Source organism: Hydrogenophaga sp. LT287, assembly GCF_055702805.1.
In genome coordinates this window covers 82321-102848 of sequence record NZ_JBVPZC010000013.1, presented here as the reverse complement: position 1 = coordinate 102848, position 20528 = coordinate 82321, and the positions used below count along the sequence as shown (strand labels likewise).

The 20528-nt window shown below is 64.3% G+C and carries 19 protein-coding genes; 12 read left to right on the top strand and 7 right to left on the bottom strand.

Annotated features, from left to right (window positions below):
* Together AC0GNR_RS11785 and AC0GNR_RS11780 are read left to right on the top strand one after the other, a co-directional pair.
* Window positions 1-252, top strand: a 252-nt coding sequence (locus AC0GNR_RS11785) for an ATP-binding protein (protein ID WP_472901142.1), incomplete at its 5' end; no start/stop codon positions are given.
* On the top strand, window positions 249-467 hold the full coding sequence (locus AC0GNR_RS11780; protein WP_472901141.1) for a hypothetical protein: 219 nt from the start codon (window positions 249-251) through the stop codon (window positions 465-467). The genes AC0GNR_RS11785 and AC0GNR_RS11780, both read left to right, overlap by 4 nt.
* Before the next feature lie 553 nt (window positions 468-1020).
* Here the strand turns inward: AC0GNR_RS11780 and AC0GNR_RS11775 are convergent.
* Window positions 1021-4005, bottom strand: coding sequence for an Rne/Rng family ribonuclease (locus AC0GNR_RS11775; protein ID WP_472901140.1), 2985 nt, complete (start codon window positions 4003-4005; stop codon window positions 1021-1023).
* 595 nt (window positions 4006-4600) lie between these two features.
* Here AC0GNR_RS11775 and AC0GNR_RS11770 point away from each other — a divergent pair.
* The 3 genes from AC0GNR_RS11770 to AC0GNR_RS11760 all read left to right on the top strand — a co-directional run bounded on the left by AC0GNR_RS11770 (window position 4601) and on the right by AC0GNR_RS11760 (window position 6613).
* Window positions 4601-5587: an RluA family pseudouridine synthase gene (locus tag AC0GNR_RS11770; RefSeq protein ID WP_472901139.1), complete on the top strand. Its 987-nt coding sequence runs from the start codon at window positions 4601-4603 to the stop codon at window positions 5585-5587.
* A 72-nt stretch (window positions 5588-5659) separates the two neighbouring features.
* A complete protein-coding gene (locus tag AC0GNR_RS11765) occupies window positions 5660-5968 on the top strand; it encodes an H-NS histone family protein (RefSeq protein ID WP_472901138.1) in 309 nt (102 codons plus the stop codon).
* A 138-nt stretch (window positions 5969-6106) separates the two neighbouring features.
* Complete coding sequence (locus AC0GNR_RS11760; protein WP_472901137.1) at window positions 6107-6613, top strand: low molecular weight protein-tyrosine-phosphatase; 507 nt, start codon at window positions 6107-6109, stop codon at window positions 6611-6613.
* Window positions 6614-6827: 214 nt separating this feature from the next.
* On the opposite strand, the gene AC0GNR_RS11755 is transcribed toward AC0GNR_RS11760, so the two are convergent.
* Window positions 6828-8519, bottom strand: coding sequence for an AMP-binding protein (locus AC0GNR_RS11755; RefSeq protein ID WP_472901136.1), 1692 nt, complete (start codon window positions 8517-8519; stop codon window positions 6828-6830).
* 213 nt (window positions 8520-8732) lie between these two features.
* On the opposite strand from AC0GNR_RS11755, the gene AC0GNR_RS11750 reads away from it, so the two are divergent.
* Window positions 8733-9434, top strand: a complete 702-nt coding sequence (locus AC0GNR_RS11750; RefSeq protein WP_472901135.1) for an alpha/beta hydrolase — start codon at window positions 8733-8735, stop codon at window positions 9432-9434.
* Between the two features lie 16 nt (window positions 9435-9450).
* Here AC0GNR_RS11750 and AC0GNR_RS11745 read toward each other — a convergent pair whose 3' ends face one another.
* Entirely contained in the window at window positions 9451-9672 is a 222-nt protein-coding gene (locus tag AC0GNR_RS11745; RefSeq protein ID WP_472901134.1) for a TIGR02450 family Trp-rich protein, read from the bottom strand.
* Window positions 9673-9817: 145 nt separating this feature from the next.
* On the opposite strand from AC0GNR_RS11745, the gene AC0GNR_RS11740 reads away from it, so the two are divergent.
* Together AC0GNR_RS11740 and AC0GNR_RS11735 are read left to right on the top strand one after the other, a co-directional pair.
* On the top strand, window positions 9818-10132 hold the full coding sequence (locus AC0GNR_RS11740; RefSeq protein WP_472901133.1) for an HNH endonuclease: 315 nt from the start codon (window positions 9818-9820) through the stop codon (window positions 10130-10132).
* 77 nt (window positions 10133-10209) lie between these two features.
* A complete protein-coding gene (locus AC0GNR_RS11735) occupies window positions 10210-10758 on the top strand; it encodes a pyridoxamine 5'-phosphate oxidase family protein (RefSeq protein ID WP_472901132.1) in 549 nt (182 codons plus the stop codon).
* An 8-nt stretch (window positions 10759-10766) separates the two neighbouring features.
* On the opposite strand, the gene AC0GNR_RS11730 is transcribed toward AC0GNR_RS11735, so the two are convergent.
* The gene (locus AC0GNR_RS11730; protein WP_472901131.1) at window positions 10767-12221 is read right to left on the bottom strand and encodes an 8-oxoguanine deaminase; all 1455 of its coding nucleotides are present in this window, start codon (window positions 12219-12221) and stop codon (window positions 10767-10769) included.
* 1 nt (window position 12222) lies between these two features.
* Window positions 12223-13128: a LysR family transcriptional regulator gene (locus AC0GNR_RS11725; protein WP_472901130.1), complete on the bottom strand. Its 906-nt coding sequence runs from the start codon at window positions 13126-13128 to the stop codon at window positions 12223-12225.
* 130 nt (window positions 13129-13258) lie between these two features.
* Here AC0GNR_RS11725 and gcl point away from each other — a divergent pair, with 130 nt between their 5' ends.
* From gcl to AC0GNR_RS11705, 4 genes are all read left to right on the top strand, one after another.
* Entirely contained in the window at window positions 13259-15049 is a 1791-nt protein-coding gene (gene gcl / locus AC0GNR_RS11720) for a glyoxylate carboligase (protein WP_472901129.1), read from the top strand.
* A gap of 143 nt (window positions 15050-15192) precedes the next feature.
* Window positions 15193-15990 (top strand): hydroxypyruvate isomerase, encoded by a 798-nt coding sequence (gene hyi, locus AC0GNR_RS11715; protein ID WP_472901128.1) that lies wholly within the window; start codon window positions 15193-15195, stop codon window positions 15988-15990.
* A complete protein-coding gene (gene glxR, locus AC0GNR_RS11710) occupies window positions 15987-16940 on the top strand; it encodes a 2-hydroxy-3-oxopropionate reductase (RefSeq protein ID WP_472901127.1) in 954 nt (317 codons plus the stop codon). Before hyi ends, glxR begins: the two co-directional genes overlap by 4 nt.
* A 124-nt stretch (window positions 16941-17064) precedes the next feature.
* Window positions 17065-18387: a glycerate kinase type-2 family protein gene (locus tag AC0GNR_RS11705; RefSeq protein ID WP_472901126.1), complete on the top strand. Its 1323-nt coding sequence runs from the start codon at window positions 17065-17067 to the stop codon at window positions 18385-18387.
* A 74-nt stretch (window positions 18388-18461) separates the two neighbouring features.
* On the opposite strand, the gene AC0GNR_RS11700 is transcribed toward AC0GNR_RS11705, so the two are convergent.
* Together AC0GNR_RS11700 and AC0GNR_RS11695 are read right to left on the bottom strand one after the other, a co-directional pair.
* Window positions 18462-19229 carry an ABC transporter permease gene (locus AC0GNR_RS11700; RefSeq protein WP_472901125.1) on the bottom strand — a complete coding sequence of 256 codons (768 nt, stop codon included), beginning with the start codon at window positions 19227-19229 and terminating at the stop codon, window positions 18462-18464.
* Window positions 19226-20212 carry an ABC transporter ATP-binding protein gene (locus tag AC0GNR_RS11695; protein WP_472901124.1) on the bottom strand — a complete coding sequence of 329 codons (987 nt, stop codon included), beginning with the start codon at window positions 20210-20212 and terminating at the stop codon, window positions 19226-19228. Before AC0GNR_RS11695 ends, AC0GNR_RS11700 begins: the two co-directional genes overlap by 4 nt.
* Between the last annotated feature and the right edge of the window lie 316 nt (window positions 20213-20528).

Genomic DNA, 20528 nt, shown 5'->3' with positions numbered 1-20528 from the left:
TATGCCGATCTGCTGTTCGAGTTGATCAGCCGGCGCCACGAGCACAAGAGCACGCTGATCACCACGAACAAGTCCTTTGCCGAGTGGGGCGAAGTGTTCCCCAACGCGGCCTGCGTGGTCGCCCTCGTGGACCGCCTAGTTCACCACGCCGAAATTGTTGGCATCAAGGGCAACTCGTACCGGCACAAGGAGGCGCAAGAACATGCCCGGGCGCGCACGGTAAAGCGCAAGCCTTCAAAGGAGACCGTATGAAACCGTGGCATCCGCCTTCAGGACTGCGCCAAGGGCTGCCATTCGCGGTGGACGACACCTGGACACCGGAACAAGCCATGGCGGTGATGGAGTTGCTCGATGATCTGCGCGATCGCGTCTGGACCCATTACGGAGGGGTCATCCAGGATCTGCTGCGTGCGCAGCGCGTGACCACTGATTCACTGGAAGACTTTGACACGGACTTGCCGTTCTGAGCGCCAACGAGTCTCCCGCGCCAACAACAAGGGCCCCTGACGGGGCCCTTGTTGTTGGCACGCTCAGCACCGAAAACCGCACCCAGAATCGGCCACCAAAAATGAACGCCGGATTACGTCACCAAATTCCGCCACCACTTACCGCCGCCAAATTTACGCGGGTTTAGACCGCCGCTAACATTTCGCAGAAATCGCGAGGCTTGCCTCGGTTTGATCCGCACTACCGGCTGTACGGGGCATGCCCGCCGGGGCCGTCACAACGGTGCCGCGCTGTGTGGCTGGTCCAGCCCCTTGATACCCGGCCATCTTGTAAGCCGCTTGGTCTGCAGCACCGGGTTATTCCCGCTTGTTGCGATCTGAGGCAGCGCAGCCGTGTTCTGCACATTACGGCGGACATCCCCCGGCCACTGTGCCTGCTGGCCAAAGATCTGCGGCGCGTGCCTGCCCTGGGCAATGCGCCTTTTTGACGCTCTGAAATGCAAAACGCCGGTCGATGGCGACCGGCGTTTTCTGGGGAGCCTGCGCAAGCCCGAGGGCTTGTGTTCAGCGCAACTTACTGTGCCTCAAAGGGCAACGGCATGTTGCGCAGGTCTTTGCGCGTCTCCACCAGCACCAGCGGTCCATCATCGGGCAACGCCACGACGTTGGGTTCACGCGGCACGTGAATGGGCTTGGGTTCCGCTGCAATGGCAGCTTGCACCTGGGCCACTTTGTCGGCGTTGGAATTTACCCACTCCAGGCCACTGCTCTGAGCCACCTGGTTGAGGGCTTCCAGCGACAACTCGAAGGCCTGCACCTTGGGCAAACCGCTGGCAGCGGGCGCGGCAGAGGGTGCCGGTGCTGCACGTTCTGCGACGGGTGCTGGCTTGGCGGCGCGGGGCTCCGGCACAACCACGGCCACAGGCTCCACGGCAGCATGCACGGCGACCGGCGTTTCTGCAACAGGAGCCGCTACGGGGGCTTGCACGGGTGCGTTTTCCACGGGCAGGCTGAAATAGCTGCTGCGGACCGGTGCTTCGCTGGCTGTTTCGCCCGTCGTGTGTTCGGCGGGCAGGGCTTCGGCTGCTGAGCCGTCTTCGGCCGGCGCCGCAGATGCGTCACGCGGTGCGCGTTCGCGGCGGTCGCGGCCATAACGGTCGCGGCTGCGGCGTTCGCGTGGCGCGCGCGGTGCACCGTTGTCGGCTTCACCTTCGCGCGGTGCCTCTGCGCCGGCTTCAGTCGCAGCGTTCAGCGCGGGTTCGGCATCTGCGTTTTGAACCGTGGAGCCGGTCTCGGGCGTGTCGGAACCCGGCTGGCGGCGGCGGTTGTCGTTGCGCGGACGGCGTTCGCGGCGCTGTGCTTCGGCCGCTTCTGGTGTGTCCGCTGCAGCCTCGGGTGCGGCGTTCGCCAGCAGGGCGTTGGCAGGGGCGTTGGTGTCTGCGGGCGCAGCATCGCGGCGGTTGTCGCGGCGGCCACCATTGCGGCCGTCGGTGCGGGGTTCGCGCGGTTCGCGGGCTTCGCGACCTTCACGGCCCTCACCGCGTCCATCAACGCGAGCAGGCTGGCCTTCGCTGCGGCGATCTCCACGGCCTTCGGGTCGACCTTCCACGTTGCGGCCTTCGCCACGCGGGCTACGGCCACCTTCGCGGCCCTCACGGCCCTCGCGCGGTGGTCGGGCTTCGGCGCCATTGCGGCCACCACGGCTGCGGCCGTCGCGGCGTGCATCGGGACGCTCTTCGCGAGCGCCGGTCTTGGCTGCTGGTGCGGCAGGTGCGGGAGCTGCCACAACAGGTGCAGGCTCAGCACCGCCAAACAGGCTCTTGAGCCAGCCAAAGAAACCTTTTTCAGCCGGTGCGGGTGCTTTGGCTGCGGGTGCAGCGGCCACGTGTGGCACGGCTGCTGCAGGCACTGCAACAGGGGCGGGCGTTTCAGGGCGCGGTGCGGCCACCGGTGCCGGACCGTCCGGCAGCACACCCTTGATCAAGGGCTCTTGCTTGTTGGTGCGTTCCTGGCTGCGGCGGGTGAAGCCTGTGGCGTCGTCGGCTTCGTCGGCCAGTTTGTAGCTCGCATCGAGGTTGTCCAGGCGCGGGTCGTCGTGCTTGAGACGTTCGAGCTTGTAGTTCGGCGTGTCCAGCGACTTGTTCGGCACCAGCAGCACGTTGATGCGCTGCTTGAGTTCGATCTTGGTGATCTCGGTGCGCTTTTCGTTCAGCAGGAAACTGGCCACTTCAACCGGCACCTGTACCAGTACGGCAGCGGTGCTGTCTTTCAGCGACTCTTCCTGGATGATGCGCAGAATTTGCAGCGCGGAGCTTTCCGTGTCGCGGATGTGGCCGGAACCCCCGCAGCGTGGGCAAGGAATGGACGAACCTTCGCTCAGCATGGGCTTCAAGCGCTGACGGCTCATCTCCAGCAAGCCAAACTTGCTGATGGCACCAAACTGCACGCGGGCGCGGTCTTGGCGCAGTGCGTCGCGCAGGCGGTTTTCCACTTCGCGGCGGTTCTTCGACTCGTCCATGTCGATGAAGTCGATCACGATCAGGCCGCCCAAGTCGCGCAGACGGGCCTGGCGGGCCACTTCGTCGGCAGCTTCCAGGTTGGTGCGGGTGGCGGTTTCTTCGATGTCTCCGCCCTTGATGGCGCGCGCCGAGTTCACGTCCACGGCCACCAGCGCTTCGGTCTGGTCGATCACGATGGCGCCGCCCGAGGGCAGGTTCACCGTGCGGCTGTAGGCAGTTTCAATCTGGTGCTCGATCTGGAAACGGCTGAACAGCGGCGCATCGTCGCGGTAGCGCTTCACGCGGTGCCCGTGCTCGGGCATCACGTGGCTCATGAACTGGTGAGCTTGTTCAAAGATGTCGTCGGTGTCGATCAGGATCTCGCCGATGTCGCCGTTGAAGTAGTCGCGGATCGCGCGAATCACCAGGCTCGATTCCTGGTAAATCAGGTAGGCGCCCTTGCCACCCTGTGCCGCGCCGTCGATGGCGTTCCACAGTTTGAGCAGGTAATTCAAGTCCCATTGCAGCTCAGGGGCATCGCGGCCAATGCCGGCGGTGCGGGCAATGATGCTCATGCCGTTGGGGTATTCCAGCTGGTCCAGGGCGGCCTTGAGGTCTTGCCGGTCTTCGCCTTCAATGCGACGGCTCACACCGCCGCCGCGCGGGTTGTTGGGCATCAGCACCACATAGCGGCCAGCCAGGCTCACAAAGGTGGTCAGGGCCGCGCCCTTGTTGCCGCGCTCTTCTTTTTCCACCTGGACCAGCAGTTCCTGGCCTTCGCGGATCACGTCGTTGATGCGGGCCTGGTTGACCGGCACGCCAGCAGCGAAATACTGCCGCGAGATTTCTTTGAAGGGCAAAAAGCCGTGGCGTTCTTCGCCGTAATCGACAAAGCAGGCCTCCAGCGAAGGCTCGACGCGGGTGACCACGGCCTTGTAAATGTTGCCTTTGCGCTGTTCGCGCCCTTCGATTTCGATTTCGTAGTCGAGCAGTTTTTGCCCGTCCACAATGGCCAAGCGGCGTTCTTCAGCCTGCGTGGCATTGATCAGCATGCGTTTCATGATGCGTTTTCCTTCGTTCAAACACACAAGGACGCTGCGGGCCATGCCCATAGCGCCAACCTGCCGTGAACACGCGGGAAAAGCGAACGAGGGGAGGAATTGCCGGAGAGCCGATGACCCGCGATTCGGGGAGGGCGTTCAACGCAAGCGGGCACCGCGAGGTGCCGCGTCGAATCGCCGGGTCAGGGCGTAGGCGCGTGGAGGTGGGTGAACAGGGATGGCCAGGTGGCTGTCAATGACATGGGTCTGGCGGTTGTCTCTCTGACTTCACTTCGTCCTCAACCAGCCTCTTTTGCAGGCTGGGTGATTGGGGTATTCCGTATTCGGGTTCGCAGTTTCTGTAGCGGGTTCTCCCGCAGCTTCAACCTGCCCGGTGCTGTGCCTGGATTCGCTCGGGAATGCAACAGGAAACAGGCGCCGGACCCGGGTGCTGCGGGTGGCAACTTATACCCATCGGGCTCCAGGCGCTGGGCGCTGGGGCGACTGCTTGAAGTGACTGCCCTAAAATCAAGGGAAATCAATCACTTACAGCACGCGACGGGTGCATGACATTATAGTCAGCTCCCGCCGCCGTGGTGGTCTTATTCCGTTGCCCATGCCAAGTGCCTCGCCCCCGGCGGCAGTCCGTCACATCACGGTCGACGAAGAGTCGGCCGGCCAGCGGCTCGACAATTTTTTGATCCGCGAGCTCAAGGGCGTCCCGAAAACCCACATTTACCGCATTATTCGCTCGGGCGAAGTGCGCCGAAACAAAGGCCGCGTGGGGGCTGATGACCGAGTTGCCAGCGGTGATGTACTGCGCATTCCACCCATTCGTCTGTCCGAACGCGCCGAAGAAAAAACCGCTAACCCGGCTCCGCCCCGCGAATTTCCGGTGGTGTTTGAGGACGACGCCTTCATGGCCATCGACAAACCCGCGGGTGTCGCGGTGCACGGCGGCAGCGGCGTGAGTTTTGGTGTGATCGAGCAAATGCGGCAAGCGCGGCCACAAGCCCGGCTGCTCGAATTGGTGCATCGGCTCGACCGTGAAACCAGTGGTTTGCTGCTGATTGCCAAAAAGAAAAGCGCGCTCAAGGCATTGCAGGACCAATTTCGCGAGCGCGAAACCGGTAAAACTTATTTGACGCTGGTCAAAGGTACCTGGCCGGCCAAGCTCAAGGTGCTGGATCAACCCCTGCGCAAATACCTGCTTCCTGACGGTGAGCGGCGTGTGCGGGTGACCAGCAAAGACGACCCCGATGGTATGCGTTCGGTGACGCTGGTGCGTGTGGTGGGGCGGGTGGCGGCGCCGGCTGACCTGCCGGCAGGGCTGGCCGATGGGTTCAGTTTGCTGGAAGTGACCATCAAGACAGGCCGAACGCATCAAATTCGTGTTCACCTCTCCAGTGCGGGCTATCCCATCGCGGGGGATGATAAATACGGGGATTTTGAACTGAACCGCCAATTGGCCCGGGTGGGTTTGAAGAGGATGTTCCTGCATGCTTGGCGATTGCGATTGACGCATCCGGTGACTGGTAATGCGATAGAGCTACATGCAGAATTGCCTGCGGAACTTAAGGTCTGGTCACGGATCACTTCATAGGTATTAGAATGTTGCCTACATCGTTGGGATGTACGCAATATAGATACCAATCCGACCAAAAAAGGAAACGCAATGGCAACTTACTCCGAACTCATGGCGCAAGCGCAATCGTTGATGGCGCAAGCCGAGCAGGCGCGCAAAGACGAGCTTTCTGCTGTGATTGCAGACATCAAAGGCAAGATGAAGCAGTTTGGCATCACAGTTGCCGATCTCGGCGGCGCAAGTGCTGGCGGCAAAAAGGCGGGTAAATCCAAGTCGAGCGCGCCAGCCAAATACCGTGGCCCCAATGGCGAACTCTGGGCCGGCGGCCCAGGCCGCAAGCCTGAGTGGGTGCGTGCTGTGCTGGCTTCGGGCAAAAGCATCGACGAATTCCTGATTTAAGCGAGCGAGGCGGGCGCCAGCCCTTGGGCAGGCCTTCGTCGAGCAGCAAAGCCCGCCTCTGGCGGGCTTTGTCGTTTGGGGCACCCGCTCCTCGGGATCTCGGGTTTTGGTTGTGTCTCGGTTTGCTATCCTCGAACAATGTTTCGAATTCTTGTGGTTTGCATGGGCAATATTTGCCGCTCGCCGCTGGCTTCCAGCGCGTTACAGGCCTTGTTGGCCCAGCGGCGGTTGACGCACGCCTTTGAGGTGGATTCTGCGGGCACCTATGCCGGGCATCAGGGCGAAAAAACCGATCGTCGCGCCATCGCGGTGGCTACGGCACGGGGTTACTCGCACATCAACCGCGAGCGGGCGCGGCGTGTAGCGCCCAAAGATTTTGAGATGTTCGACCTGATTTTGGCGATGGACCGCAGCAACCTGGCCAATTTGCAGCGCCTTTGCCCGGCCAATCAGCTGCACAAACTGCATCTGTTTCTGGAGTTCGCTGCTGTGGCCGAGTGCAGCGAGGTGCCCGACCCTTATTACGGGAACGACGAGGGTTTTGAGCGGGTCATGCAGCTGTGTGAACAAGGCGCCAGCGGTGTACTGGACCGCTTGATGCCCGCACGGGTTGTTGACAACTCAAAGCCTCACAGGGGCCAGTAGCGCCCGCAAGGCGACGCTGGGCATGTCCCGAGCGTCGTGCATGCGATTCTCGACAGTCTGTTGCGTCGAAGGCCATCCGTCACACACCTTGCGGAATGTGCGGTCTGGGCTTTTGACCGTATCCTTGCCGAGGGCTGGCTTACTCGAGGTGATTTCTTGAGAACAGAGTTCCTTCCCCAGCGACGCCTTGCAGGGTCTGAAAACCTTTGGCAGCTCAGCCGTTTTGCCAGATCACCTGCTTGCCCGCAGCTTCCCAGTTTTCGTAGTTTTTGGCGTACAGGTCTTCAATGCGGTTGCGCTTGACCTTAAAAGTGGGCGTGATCACGTCGTTGTCTACCGTCCAGGCGGTGGTGACCACGACCAGGCATTGCAGACGCTCGTGCGGGTCCAGCGTGGCGTTGATCTGCTTCAGGTGGCTGGCCAGTGAGTTTTCCAGTTCGCTGCGCGCTGCTGAATCGCTCACGCGGGTCACAAATTCGGCGTTGAGCATCACGATGCCCAGGGGTTGGCCCAGGTTGGCGCCCGACACCACGCAGGCCTCTACCGCTTCGTGCATCACGAGCTTGTCTTCAATCGGCGCGGGTGCCACATATTTGCCCTTGCCGGTCTTGAACAGGTCTTTCACCCTGCCCGTGATGTGCAGGTTGCCCTGTGCGTCGATGTGGCCCTTGTCACCGGTTTTCAGCCAGCCGTCTTCGGTGAAGGTCTCCCGGGTCTTTTCGGGTTCTTTGTAGTAACCCTGCATCAGTGCGGGACTGTGCATTTGCACTTCGCCGGTTTCGGGGTCGATGCGGTGCTTCACACCGTCGTACACCGGGCCCACGGTGCCTTGCTGGTTTTTGCCGGGTTCGGTGATGTGTGACAGCGCGAGGTTTTCGGTCATACCGTAGCCCTCGTTGATGTGCAGGCCCAGTTTGCTGTACCACTGCAGCAGCGCCAGCGGCATGGGTGCTGCGCCACCGGCGGCAAACTTGCACTGGTCCAGGCCCAGCGCCTTCATGACCTTCTTGCGCACAATACCGCCCAAAATCGGAATGCCCAGCAAACGGTTGAGCTTGGCGGGCGGCATTTTGTGGTGAATACCCTGCTGGAATTTGACCCACAAGCGCGGCACCGAGAAGAAAATGGTTGGGCGCGCGCGCTGTAGGTCGGCGGTGAAGGTGTCCAGCGATTCGGCGAAATACACATGCATGCCGGTGCGCAACCAGCCGTGTTCGACCAGCATGCGTTCCACCACGTGGGCCAGCGGCAAATAGGACAGCATGCGGTCTTCGCCGCTCATGGGAATGCGCTTCAAGCCCGAGTCGAGCGCCCAGGCAAAGTTGCCAAAAGAATGCATCACGCCCTTGGGCATGCCGGTGGTGCCCGAGGTGTAGATCAGCGTGGCCAGGTCGTCGACACCCCGTACCGGGTGGCCTTGCATGGGCTGGCAGCGGGCGCAGATGGCGTCCCAGTTGTCATAAGACTTCAAAGCATCTGGCGGCGACAGCGGGTAGCTGATGCATGGCATGCCAGCCGGCACGCCGGGCTTCATGCCTTCCCAGCCGTCGAGCTTGCCCACGAAGCAGGCTTTGGACTCGCTGTGCTCCAGAATCTGGCGCACCGTGTCGGGCGCCAGCGTGGGGTAAAGCGGTACTGACACGTAGCCCGCCATCCAGATGGCGAGGTCGCTCATCATCCACCAGGCACAGTTTTTGGACAGAATCGCGACCTTGGAGCCGGGCTCCCAGCCTTGGGACTGCAAGTGGGTGGCCATGCGCCGCACCTGGTCGCCAATCTGTGCCCAGGTGAAGTCTTGTACCGCGCCAGCGCCCATGGGCTGGGTGAGGGCCACTTTGGCGGGCGCCGTTTTTTCCCAGTGGTACAGGCGCTGCAGGGCCAGGAGGTCGGAAGGGACGTTTGCCATGAATGTGTCTCGAACGGTGGTGATATAGGCCCAATCTAACAAGATCAAGGCGTCTGGGGCAGAGGGTTTTTCCTGCTGTGGGTTAGAGAGTCCAAACCAGCGCAGGGCTTCGTTGATACGGATCAACTTGCGCAGTTGTCAACACAGGTGCAACGTGGGGGCGCCAACCACCTTCTGCGCTGGTGCCAGCTGGCAACCGCTATGCTGCCACCCATGAACACCCAAACCCTTGAAATCAGGGAGTTGGTCGCCGGTGGCGACCCCTCCGCCCAGCCGGTGGCCAGCATCGTGGTGTTGCACGGTCTGGGGGCCGACGGTGGCGACTTCGTGCCCATCGCCCAGGAACTTGAGCTGAGCGCTGTCGGCCCGGTGCGTTTTGTTTTCCCCAGCGCACCGGTGCGCCCGGTCAGTATCAACGGCGGCTATGAAATGCGCGCCTGGTACGACATTTATCCACCCAGCCCCGACCCGGCCGTGGCGCGGCGTGAGGACGATGCCGGATTGAGGGCTTCTCAGACCATCGTGCAGCAGTTGCTGGACCGCGAGTCCGCGCGCGGTGTGCCGCCCGAGCGCACCGTGCTGATGGGTTTTTCGCAAGGTTGCGCCATGACCTTGCTCGCCGGCTTGCGGGCGCCGCAGCGGCTGGCGGGCCTGGTGGCGCTTTCGGGCTATTTGCCGTTGGCCGGGCACACCGCGGCCGAGCGCAGCGCAACCAACCAAAACACGCCTATCTTCCTGGCCCATGGGACGCACGACCCGGTGGTGGTGGTGCAGCGCGGCATGGAGTCGCGCGATACTTTGGAGGCGCTGGGTTACCGCGTGGACTGGCACACCTACCCGATGGAGCATTCGGTATGCCCGCAGGAAATTGCGGACCTGAACCCTTGGCTGCTGAAAGTGCTGGCCGTGCGTTGAGTGCCAGGCTGTTGTCCTACACCCATCCCTGACGCCACAGGGATGGGTCGCGCAACTCGCGCCAGCCGATACGCGTGACCGTGCCCGAATACACCGCCTCCAGATCCACCCATTCCAGTGCGGTCTGCGGTGGTTCCGGTTCAACCACCTTGACCACCATGAAATGTTTGTTTTTCGCCAGGGGCTGCACGGCGGTCCATTTGGTGCGCAGCAGTTTTTTGGGGTGCAGGGGGTTCATGGCGCTGAGGTTGCCACAAAGCCGGGTGACTGACCCGAGCGAGCAGGCGGTCGGCGCTCGCCGGTGGGGGCTTGGCGCGCCTGCCCCGCGAGCGCGCAACAGATGCGCTAACGTTGTCCTCCATGGGTCGATCAACCGCCTTTTGATGGCCGCGCGTGCCATTCACCAACCCCCGCTGGCCGAGCCGCTGTGCCCTCTGTGTGGCCGCGCCATACCGGCTTCGCAGCGCGACGCCCACCACCTGGTGCCCAAGTCCAAAGGTGGCCGAGACACCTTGTACCTGCACCGCATGTGCCACCGGCAGGTGCACGCCCTGCTCAGCGAAACGGAGCTGGCCCGCACCTACAACACCGCAGAAGCCCTGCTGGCACACCCTGAGGTGGCCCGTTTCGTGGCCTGGGTGAAGACCAAGCCCAATGACTTCATGGAACGCACCCGAAAACACCACAGCCGGCGCTGAGGGGCCGTGCCTGATCCGTTGAACCCGTTGAACCCGTTGAACCTGTTGAACCTTTTGAATCCCCGAACCCCATGCGCATGGACCACCTCATTCACAGCATTTGGCAAGAACTGGCCCGCGCCACGCAAGACCGCCACCACGCTTGGCGCACCCCTGTGCTGGCCACGGTGGGACCAGACCAACACCCCAACGCGCGCACGGTGGTGCTGCGCCAGGCCCGGGAGCCCTCTGGCGAACTCGTGTTCTTCACCGATGGGCGAAGCCCCAAGGTGGCTGAGTTGCAAACCCGGCCTCAGGCCTCGCTGGTGTTCTGGAGCCCTCAGTTGCGCTGGCAGTTGCGCGTGACGGCGCGGGTGCAAGTGCTCACCGGCGGCCCCGAGGTGGAGGCGGCCTGGGCGCGCGTGGGGCGGTCGGCGTCGGCGGGGGATTATTTGACCGCCCAAGCACCGGGGCACCCACTGGCTGGTGGTGGTGGCCCACCCGTTTCGCCGGGTGATCCGGCGGCGCACCACCTGGCGGTGGTGGTGGCGCGTATTGAGTCGATGGACTGGCTGGCGCTGGGGCTGGATGGACAGCACCAGCGTGCCCGCATCGAAGGGCAGACGGTGCAGCCGCTCACACCCTGAACGGGCTTTCAGGCGCAGCGTGCGGCTTCTGCCAGCGTGACCGCCAGCCGGTTGTGTCGCTCCACCAGCGGCCCCAGGTCCACGGTGGCGAGCTGGCCTTCGCGCACCACCACCCGCCCGTTGACCACGGTGTAAGCGGCTTGCGGGCTGGCGCACAGCAGCAGGCTGGCCACCGGGTCGTGCACCGCGCCGCCCGCAAAGCCCAGCGTGCGCAGGTCGAACAGCGCAAAGTCGGCGCACATGCCCACGGCCAGGTGGCCAATGTCTTGGCGGCCCAGCACCTGCGCACCGCCGCGGGTGGCGATGTGCAGCGCATCGCGCGCGGTCATTTCAGCCGGCCCCAGGTCGCAGCCGAAGAAGGTTTTGCCACTGCGGGTTTCGGGCGGTTGTATGGCGCGGCCCACGCGCGCCAGCAGCAGCGCCTGCCGCGCTTCGTTCACCATGTGCGCGGCGTCGTTGCTGGCGCTGCCGTCCACGCCCAGGCCCACCGGCACACCGGCGTTGAGCATGCGGCGGATGGGCGCGATGCCGCTGGCGAGCCGCATGTTGCTGCAAGGGCAGTGCGCCACGCCGGTGCGGCTGGCGGCGAAGAGCGAAATGCCTTCGTCGTCCAGCTTCACGCAGTGCGCATGCCAGACGTCGTCGCCCAGCCAGCCCAGCTCCTGCGCGTACTGCGCCGGCGTCTTGTTGAACTTCTCGCGGCTGTAGGCGATGTCGTGGTCGTTCTCGGCCAGGTGGGTGTGCAGGCGCACCCCTTGGCCCTTGAAGCTGCGCGCCAACTCGGCGCTCTGCTTCATCAGCGCCGGACTGACGGAGAAGGGCGAACACGGTGCCAGCGCCACCTGCACCATGGCGCCGTGCTCGGCACTGTGCCAGGTCTCAATGAGGCGCTGGCTGTCTTTCAAAATCGCGTCTTCCTGCTCCACCACGCGGTCGGGCGGCAAACCCCCTTGCGACTGCCCCACGCTCATGCTGCCGCGCGTGGCCAGGAAGCGCATGCCGATCTGCTGCGCCGCCCCAATGCTGTCTTCGAGCCGCACGCCGTTGGGGTAGATATAGAGGTGGTCGCTGCTGGTGGTGCAGCCGCTCAACAGCAGCTCGGCCATGGCGACCTGGGTAGACACCTGCACCATCTCGGGCGTGAGCCCGGCCCAGATCGGGTACAGCCCGCGCAACCAGCTGAAGAGTTCGGCGTCCTGCACGCCGGGGACGGCCCGCGTCAGCGACTGATACATGTGGTGGTGCGTGTTCACCAGGCCGGGCGTGACGAGGTGGCCCCGCGCGTCAATGGTTTCGCCCGCCGATTCAAGCAGTGCGTGTGGCAGCTCGGCCGTCGGGCCGATCCACTCGATCACGTTGTCGCGCACGAACAGCGACGCGTCTTTGATTTTCCGCCCTTGTGCCGGGTCGGCGTGGTCGAAGGTGGCGATGCAGGTGGCGTTGTGGATCAGCAGGGTGTTCATGTCATTTCAACCAGTAGCCGGAACGGGAATACACCTTCTTCAGGTGCTCGATGAAAAATCGAACCTTGGCCGGCAGGTGCCGCTGCTGCGGGTACACGGCCAAAATATCGTAGGCGGGCAGGGCGAATTCATCGAGCACGGTCACCAGCTCACCGCGCTGCAGTTGGGCCTGAATTTCCCAGGTGCTGCGCCAGCCCAGCCCCATGCCTTCGCTCACCCAGCGGTGCAGCAGCTCGCCGTCGTTGCAGTCCAGGTTGCCGTCCACGCGCAGGCTCAGGGGCTTGCCGTCTTGCTGGAAATACCAGCCGCGCTGCTGCCCGCCTTGCAGGTTGAAGGCCAGGCAGTTGTGGGTTTTCAGGTCGTCCAGCGTCCGCGGCTTGCCGTGTTTGCGGAAGTAGGCCGGTGTGCCGCACACCACGCGCTGGTTCACCGCGAGTTTGATGGCCACGAAGTTCGGGTCGATCACGCCACCGATGCGCAGACCCATGTCGTAGCCCTCGCGCACCAGGTCCACCACGCGGTCGGTCAGGTTGAACGAGAGCTTCACCGCCGGGTGGGCCTTGAGAAAGGCCGCTGCGTGCGGCGCCACGTGCAACCGGCCAAAGGCGGCCGGGGCGGACACGATCAGGTGGCCGCTGGCGCTGTGTTTCTGGGCCGACACGCTGGCCTCGGCCTGCGCCCATTGCGCCAGCAGCGCGCGGCACTCGTCCAGAAAACTCGCACCCTGCTCGGTGAGCGCCAGGCGGCGGGTGGATCGGTGGATCAGCTGGGTGCCCAGGCGCTTTTCCAGTGCGTCCATGCGCCGGCCCATCATCACGGGGGTGATGCCCGCATGCAGCGCGGCCGCGGCCAGGCTGCCGTGCTCCATCACCTGCACGAAGGCTTCAATTTCCTTGTATCGGTCCATGGCCGCATGTTAGCGGGAAAGCGCGATTCCATACCAGGAGTATCGAATCAAAGTACCGCCAGTGGCATTCCGAAACGGGGTCGGCGTCCCTACCATCGGCTCCAGTGATTCAACCCAACTGGAGACAGATATGCCGAAGATCAAAGCCGCGATGGCCGCCGTGCTGGTGATGGAAAAAGAAGGCATCACCCAGGCCTTTGGTGTGCCGGGTGCCGCCATCAACCCGCTGTACGCGCAGCTGCGTGAACGCCAGACGATCGCCCACGTGTTGGCGCGGCATGTGGAAGGCGCCTCGCACATGGCCGAGGGCTACACCCGGGCGCGCGCTGGCAACATCGGCGTGTGCATCGGCACCAGCGGCCCGGCCGGCACCGACATGATCACCGGCCTGTATTCGGCCAGCGCCGATTCGATACCGATCCTGTGCATCACCGGCCAGGCGCCGCGCGCCCGGCTCTACAAGGAAGATTTCCAGGCGGTGGACATCGAGTCCATCAGCAAGCCAGTCACCAAATGGAGCGTGACGGTGCGCGAGCCGGCGCTGGTGCCCCGCGTGTTCCAGCAGGCCTTTCACCTCATGCGCTCGGGCCGCCCGGGCCCGGTGCTGATCGACCTGCCGATCGACGTGCAGATGGCCGAGATCGAGTTCGACATCGACACCTACGAGCCGCTGCCGGTCTACAAGCCAGCGGCCACGCGCAAGCAGATCGAGAAAGCGCTGGACATGCTGGCCGCTGCCGAGAAACCGCTGATCGTGGCCGGTGGCGGCATCATCAACGCCGACGCGTCCGACCTGCTGGTCGAGCTGGCCGAAGTCACCGGCGTGCCGGTGATCCCCACCCTCATGGCCTGGGGCGCCATCCCCGACGACCACCCGCTCATGGCGGGCATGTGCGGCCTGCAGACCAGCCACCGTTATGGCAATGCCACGATGCTCGCGAGCGACTTCGTGCTCGGTATCGGCAACCGCTGGGCCAACCGCCACACCGGCTCGGTCGAGGTCTACACACAGGGGCGCACGTTTGTGCACGTGGACATCGAGCCGACGCAAATCGGTCGTGTGTTCAACCCGGATCTGGGCATCGTGAGTGATGCCAAGATCGCGCTGGAACTCTTCGTGCAGGTGGCGCGCGAGCGCCAGGCTGCAGGGCAGTTGAAGGACTACAGCACCTGGGCCGAGCGCTGCGCCGAACGCAAAAAACTGATGCAGCGCAAGACACATTTCGACAACGTGCCCATCAAGCCTCAACGTGTGTACGAGGAGATGAACGCCGCGTTCGGCCGCGACACGGTCTATGTGTCCACCATCGGCCTGTCGCAGATCGCCGGCGCGCAATTTCTTCACGTCTACGGTCCGCGCCAGTGGATCAACTGCGGCCAGGCCGGCCCGCTGGGCTGGACCATTCCCGCTGCGCTGGGCGTCGCTGCGGCCGACCCGACCAAGACCGTGGTCGGCCTCTCGGGCGACTACGACTTCCAGTTCCTCGTGGAAGAGCTGGCGGTGGGCGCGCAGTTCCGCATTCCCTATGTGCAGGTGCTGGTGAACAACAGCTACCTGGGGCTGATTCGCCAGAGCCAGCGCGGGTTTGAAATGGACTACTGCGTGCAACTGGCGTTTGAGAACCAGAACGTGGACGACCCCGCGCTCAAAGGCTATGGCGTGGACCACCAGGCTGTGGTCGAAGGCCTGGGCTGCAAGGCGCTGCGCGTCACCGATCCGGCCAAAATCCAGTGTGCGCTGCGCGAGGCTCAGGTCATGGCGCGAAAGTACAGTGTGCCGGTGGTGGTGGAGGTGATTCTGGAAAAGGTGACCAACATCGCCATGGGCACGGAGATCAATGCCATCAACGAGTTTGAAGACATCGAGTGCCTGCACCCTGAGGGCCGTGAGGGCCTCATTGCAGCCGGACTGTTGGAATGACACCCCTGCCGCGCTTCGCGCGACCCCCTCAAGGGGGCGGCGCTGGCCGTCCGGCCAAGCCGGCCCGGCGGTGCCCCTGGGTGGGTCCACTTCAAGCGCTGCAGGTCTCGCTCTGGTTTGACTGATTTTTGAAAGAACACAACATGCCTCGTTTTGCCGCCAACCTTTCCATGCTCTGGAATGAGCTGCCTTTCCTTGACCGTTTTGAAGCTGCCGCAAAGGCGGGTTTTAAGGCGGTGGAGTTCCTGTTTCCTTACGATTTCCCGGCCGAGACCATTGCGCAGTTGCTCAAACAACACCGCCTCGAACTCGTGCTGCACAACCTGCCACCGGGCGACTGGGCCGCGGGCGAGCGCGGCATCGCCTGCATTCCGGGGCGCGAAGCCGAGTTTCGGGCTGGTGTGGCGAAGGCGGCGGAATACGCGCCGGTGATCGGCGTGCAGCGCTGGCACTGCATGGCCGGGCTCATGCCCGCCGGCGTGGGCGAGGCGCAGGCGCGCGCCACCTGGGTGGGCAACGTGCGCTATGCCGCAGCAGAAGCCAAGAAGCTGGGCCTGCCGCTGCTGATCGAACCCATCAACACCTTTGACATGCCGGGCTATTTCGTCAACCGCCCGCGCCAGGCGATTGCGCTGATGGACGAGGTGGGGGCTGACAACGTGTTCCTGCAGTACGACATCTACCACGCGCAGCGCATGGAAGGCGAGCTGTGCAACACCATCAAAGACCTGCTGCCGCGCATCGCGCACATGCAGCTGGCCGACACGCCCGGCCGCCACGAGCCGGGCACCGGCGAGATTCACCACAAAAACCTGTTCGACCACATCGACGCACTGGGCTACACCGGCTGGATCGGCTGCGAATACAAGCCGAAAGACGCCACGCCCGGCGGTACGGACAGAGGCCTGGGCTGGATTGCTGCGAATCAACAAAAACTTTGAACAGAACCCACACGGAGACAAGACACATGACCAAAAGCGGACTCAAAGTAGGCTTCATCGGCCTGGGCATCATGGGCACGCCCATGGCGCTGAACCTCATCAACGCCGGGCACCAGCTGTATGTGAGCAGCCGCAGCAAAGTGCCCGAGGCGTTTGCCGAACAGGGCGCCACCATCTGCACCAACGCCACCGAAGTGGCCAAGCGCGCCGACATCATCATCACCATGGTGCCCGACACGCCCCATGTGGAAGACGTGCTGTTCGGCGAGAACGGTGTGGCCAAAGGGCTCAAGGATTCGGCGCCCGGCGCTGGCGACCGGGTGGGCAAAGTGGTGGTGGACATGAGCTCCATCAGCCCGATGGCGACCAAGCAATTTGCGCAGCAGATCAACGCGCTCGGCTGCGACTACCTGGACGCGCCGGTCAGCGGCGGCGAGGTGGGGGCCAAGGCCGGCAGCCTGACCATCATGGTCGGTGGACCGGAGGCGGCCTTCGAGCGGGTTAAGCCGCTGTTTGAAGCCATGGGCAAAAACATCACATTGGTGGGTGGCAACGGCGACGGTCAGACCACCAAAGTGGCTAACCAGATCATCGTGGCGCTCAACATCGAGGCTGTGGCCGAAGCCCTGCTGTTTGCCAGCAAAGCCGGCGCCGACCCAGCCAAGGTGCGCCAGGCGCTCATGGGTGGTTTTGCCGCCAGCCGCATTCTGGAAGTGCATGGCGAGCGCATGGTCAAGCGCACCTTCAACCCGGGCTTTCGCATCGAGCTGCACCAGAAGGACCTGAACCTCGCGCTGCAAGGCGCGAAAGAGCTGGGCGTGAGCCTGCCCAACACGGCGAGCGCCGCGCAACTGATGCAGAGCTGCGCCGCGCACGGCATGGGCGGGCTCGACCACTCCGCGCTGTGCCGGTCGCTGGAGTTGATGGCCAACCACCAAATCGCGGAATAGACACCCCCCGCCGCGCTTTGCGCGACCCCCCCCCCAGGGGGCAACACCAGCGGCCCGGCACAGCCGGTTCCGCTGTGTTCTGGAACGAAGGCACTTCATGCCGATGGTTCGCTAGACTGCCGCCATGACCGACACCACCGATCCCACCCTAGCCAACCCCCGCGCCCTGCTGCGCCACCTGTACGACGTGGCCGTGCAGCGCGCGCTGCCGCTGCACAACACCGCCGCGCACCTGCCCAGCCCGCCCAAGGGCCGCACCCTGGTGCTCGGCGCCGGCAAGGCCGGCGGAGCGATGGCGCAGGCGGTGGAGGCGCTGTGGCCTGCCGATGCGCCGCTCTCGGGCTTGGTCGTCACGCGCTACCACCACACGCCCCCGCGCCCGGCGGGCCTGGCCGAGCGGATCGAGGTGGTGGAGGCTGCGCACCCTGTGCCCGACGCCGCCGGGCTGGCAGCGGCACAGCGCATCTTGCAGCTGACCGAGGGACTGACGAAAGACGACCTCGTGCTTTGCCTCATTTCGGGCGGCGGCTCGTCCTTGCTGACCATGCCCTGCGACGGCCTCACGCTCGAAGACAAGCAGCGCATCAACCGCCAGCTGCTGCACAGCGGCGCCCACATTGGCGAGATGAACACCGTGCGCAAGCACCTCTCGGCCATCAAGGGCGGGCGCCTGGCCGCGGCCTGCGCGCCGGCGCGCGTGGTCACGCTCACCATCAGCGACGTGCCCGGCGACGACGTGAGCGTGATCGCCAGCGGCCCCACGGTGGCCGACGCGTCCACCTGCGCCGAGGCGCTCGACATCCTGCGGCGCTACGGCATCGACGTGCCGCCCGCCGTGCGCGCGCAGCTGGAGAGCAGCGCGCTGGAGACGCCCAAGCCCGGTGACCCGCGGCTTTCGCGCTGCGAGACGCACCTGATCGCCACGCCCCAACAAAGCCTGGACGCCGCCGCCGACGCCGCCCGCGCGCTCGGCCTCAACGTCTATGTGCTCAGCGACGAAATCGAAGGCGAGTCGCGCGAGGTGGGCAAGGTGCACGCCGCGCTGGCGCGTTCCACCGCGCTCGGCCGCAGCAGTTTTGCCAAGCCCTGCGTCATCCTCAGCGGCGGCGAAACCACTGTCACGGTGCGTCCGCGCGCTGAAGGCCAGAAGAGGGGCCGCGGCGGCCGCGCCGGTGAGTTCTGCCTGGGCCTGGCCCAGGCGCTGGGCGGGCAGGCCGGCGTGTGGGCGCTCGCCGCCGACACGGATGGCATCGACGGCATGGAGGACAACGCCGGCGCGCTGGTTACGCCCGACACCCTGGCCCGCGCCGCCGCGCTGGGTCTGAAGGTCAGCGACCACCTGGCCTGCAACGACGCCTATGGTTATTTCGAGCCACTGGGCGATCTGGTGATCACCGGTCCCACGCACACCAATGTGAACGACTTTCGGGCGGTGCTGGTGGTGTGATGCGCTGTGGCTTTGCGCTGACGGGTTCCTGCGTCAGGACGCGCAAGTGTTTGCGCGGTCGTTGAGGCGACCGCTCAGCGCCGGATGCGCCAGCCCGTCTTGAACACCCACCACACCACACCCAGGCAGGCCAGCATGAAGCCCAGCGTCATGCCCGTGCTGACGGCAATGTGCACGTCGGCCTGGCCATAAAACGCCCAGCGCAGGCCGCTGATGAGGTAGACCACCGGGTTGAACAGCGACACCGTCTGCCACACCGGCGGCAGCATGTTGATGCTGTAAAACGCACCGCCCAGAAAGGTGAGCGGGGTGATCACGAGCAGCGGCACGATCTGCAGTTTCTGAAAGTTGTCGGCCCACAGACCGATGATGAAACCAAACAGGCAGAAGGTGATGGCGGTGAGCACCAGCAGCGCCACCAGCCACACCGGGTGGGCCACGGTGTAAGGCACAAACACACGGGCCGTGAGCAGGATCAGCGTGCCCAGCAGCAGGCTCTTGGTGGCGGCCGCGCCCACATAGCCCAGCAGCACCTCGACCCAGTTCACCGGCGCGCTGAGCAGTTCGTAAATGGTGCCCGACCATTTGGGCATGTAGATGCCGAAGGCGGCGTTGGAAATGCTCTCGGACAGCAGCGACAGCATGAGCAGGCCGGGAATGATGTAAGCGCCGTAGCTCACGCCCCCAATGTCGCCCATGCGCGCGCCGATGGCCGAGCCGAAAACGATGAAATACAGCGAGGTGGTGAGCACCGGCGCGATGATGCTTTGCGCCCAGGTGCGCAGGGCACGGTTCATCTCGAAGCGGTAAATGGCGCGCACGCCGTGCAGGTTGAATGTCATGCGGCCACCTGGATTGAGGCGGACGGGGTTTGCGGGGCATTGACCAGACCGACAAAGATCTCTTCCAGCGAGCTTTCGCTGGAGCGCAGGTCTTTGAAGTGGATGCCCTCGGCGCCCAGCGCGGCCAGCAGTTCAGCGATGCCGGTGTCGTCCTTTTGCACGTCAAAGCTGTAGGTCAGGGTGAGGCCATCAGCCGCGAGCGTGAGTGGCCAGCGCGCCAGCGCGGCGGGCACGACGGCCAGGGGCTGCTGCAGGGTAAGCGCCAGTTGCTTCTGGCCCAGCTGGCGCATGAGCGTGGTTTTTTCTTCCACCACGATCAGCTCGCCCTGGCGAATCACGCCAATGCGGTCGGCCATGTCTTCGGCCTCTTCGATGTAGTGGGTGGTGAGGATGATGGTGGTGCCGGCCTCGCGCAGTGCGCGCACCATGCGCCACATGTCGTGGCGCAACTCCACGTCCACGCCGGCGCTGGGTTCGTCCAGAAACAGAATCTTGGGCTCGTGCGACAGCGCCTTGGCAATCAGCACGCGGCGCTTCATGCCACCCGAGAGCGCCAGAATCTTGCTGTCTTTTTTGTCCCAGAGCGACAGGTCTTTCAAAATCGTCTCGATGTAGGCCGGGTTGGGCGCCTTGCCAAACAGGCCACGGCTGAAGTTCACCGTGGCCCACACGGTTTCAAACGAATCGGTGTGCAGTTCTTGCGGCACCAGGCCGATGATGCTGCGGGCGGCGCGGTAGTCGCGCACGGTGTCAAAGCCGTCGGCGATCACGGTGCCTTGCGTGGCGTTGGTCATGCCGCAGATGACGCTGATCAGCGTGGTTTTGCCGGCACCGTTGGGGCCGAGCAGGGCAAAGATCTCGCCGCGGCGGATGTCAAGGTTGACGTTTTTCAAGGCCTGGAAGCCGCCGGCGTAGGTCTTGCTGACGCCGCGCACGCGGACGATGGCGTCGGCGGTGGCGACCGCGACAGGGGATGGGGTCATGGTGTGCTGGTGGTGGGTGGTCGGCTGCCGCAAGGGTCCAAGTCTTCCGGGACGGTGACGGCAGCCGTCATGGCCCTGCACTTTATACAGGTCCGGGAACGGCCTTGCAGCGCCGGGGGTGAGCGCACGCGCTGGCTCGAAAAACCGGAAGCAGGGAGGCGCGGCAAGGCCGCGGTTTTCCTCGCGACGCCGGGCGCTTCGATCCGGACCTTGTCCGTGCTGCGTCCGGATTCGCCGGCCCGCAGAGACCCGACTATAAAGGCTAGCGAATTCTCGTCGCCCGTCTGTGCGTTGGCGCACGGACGGCGCCGGTCTC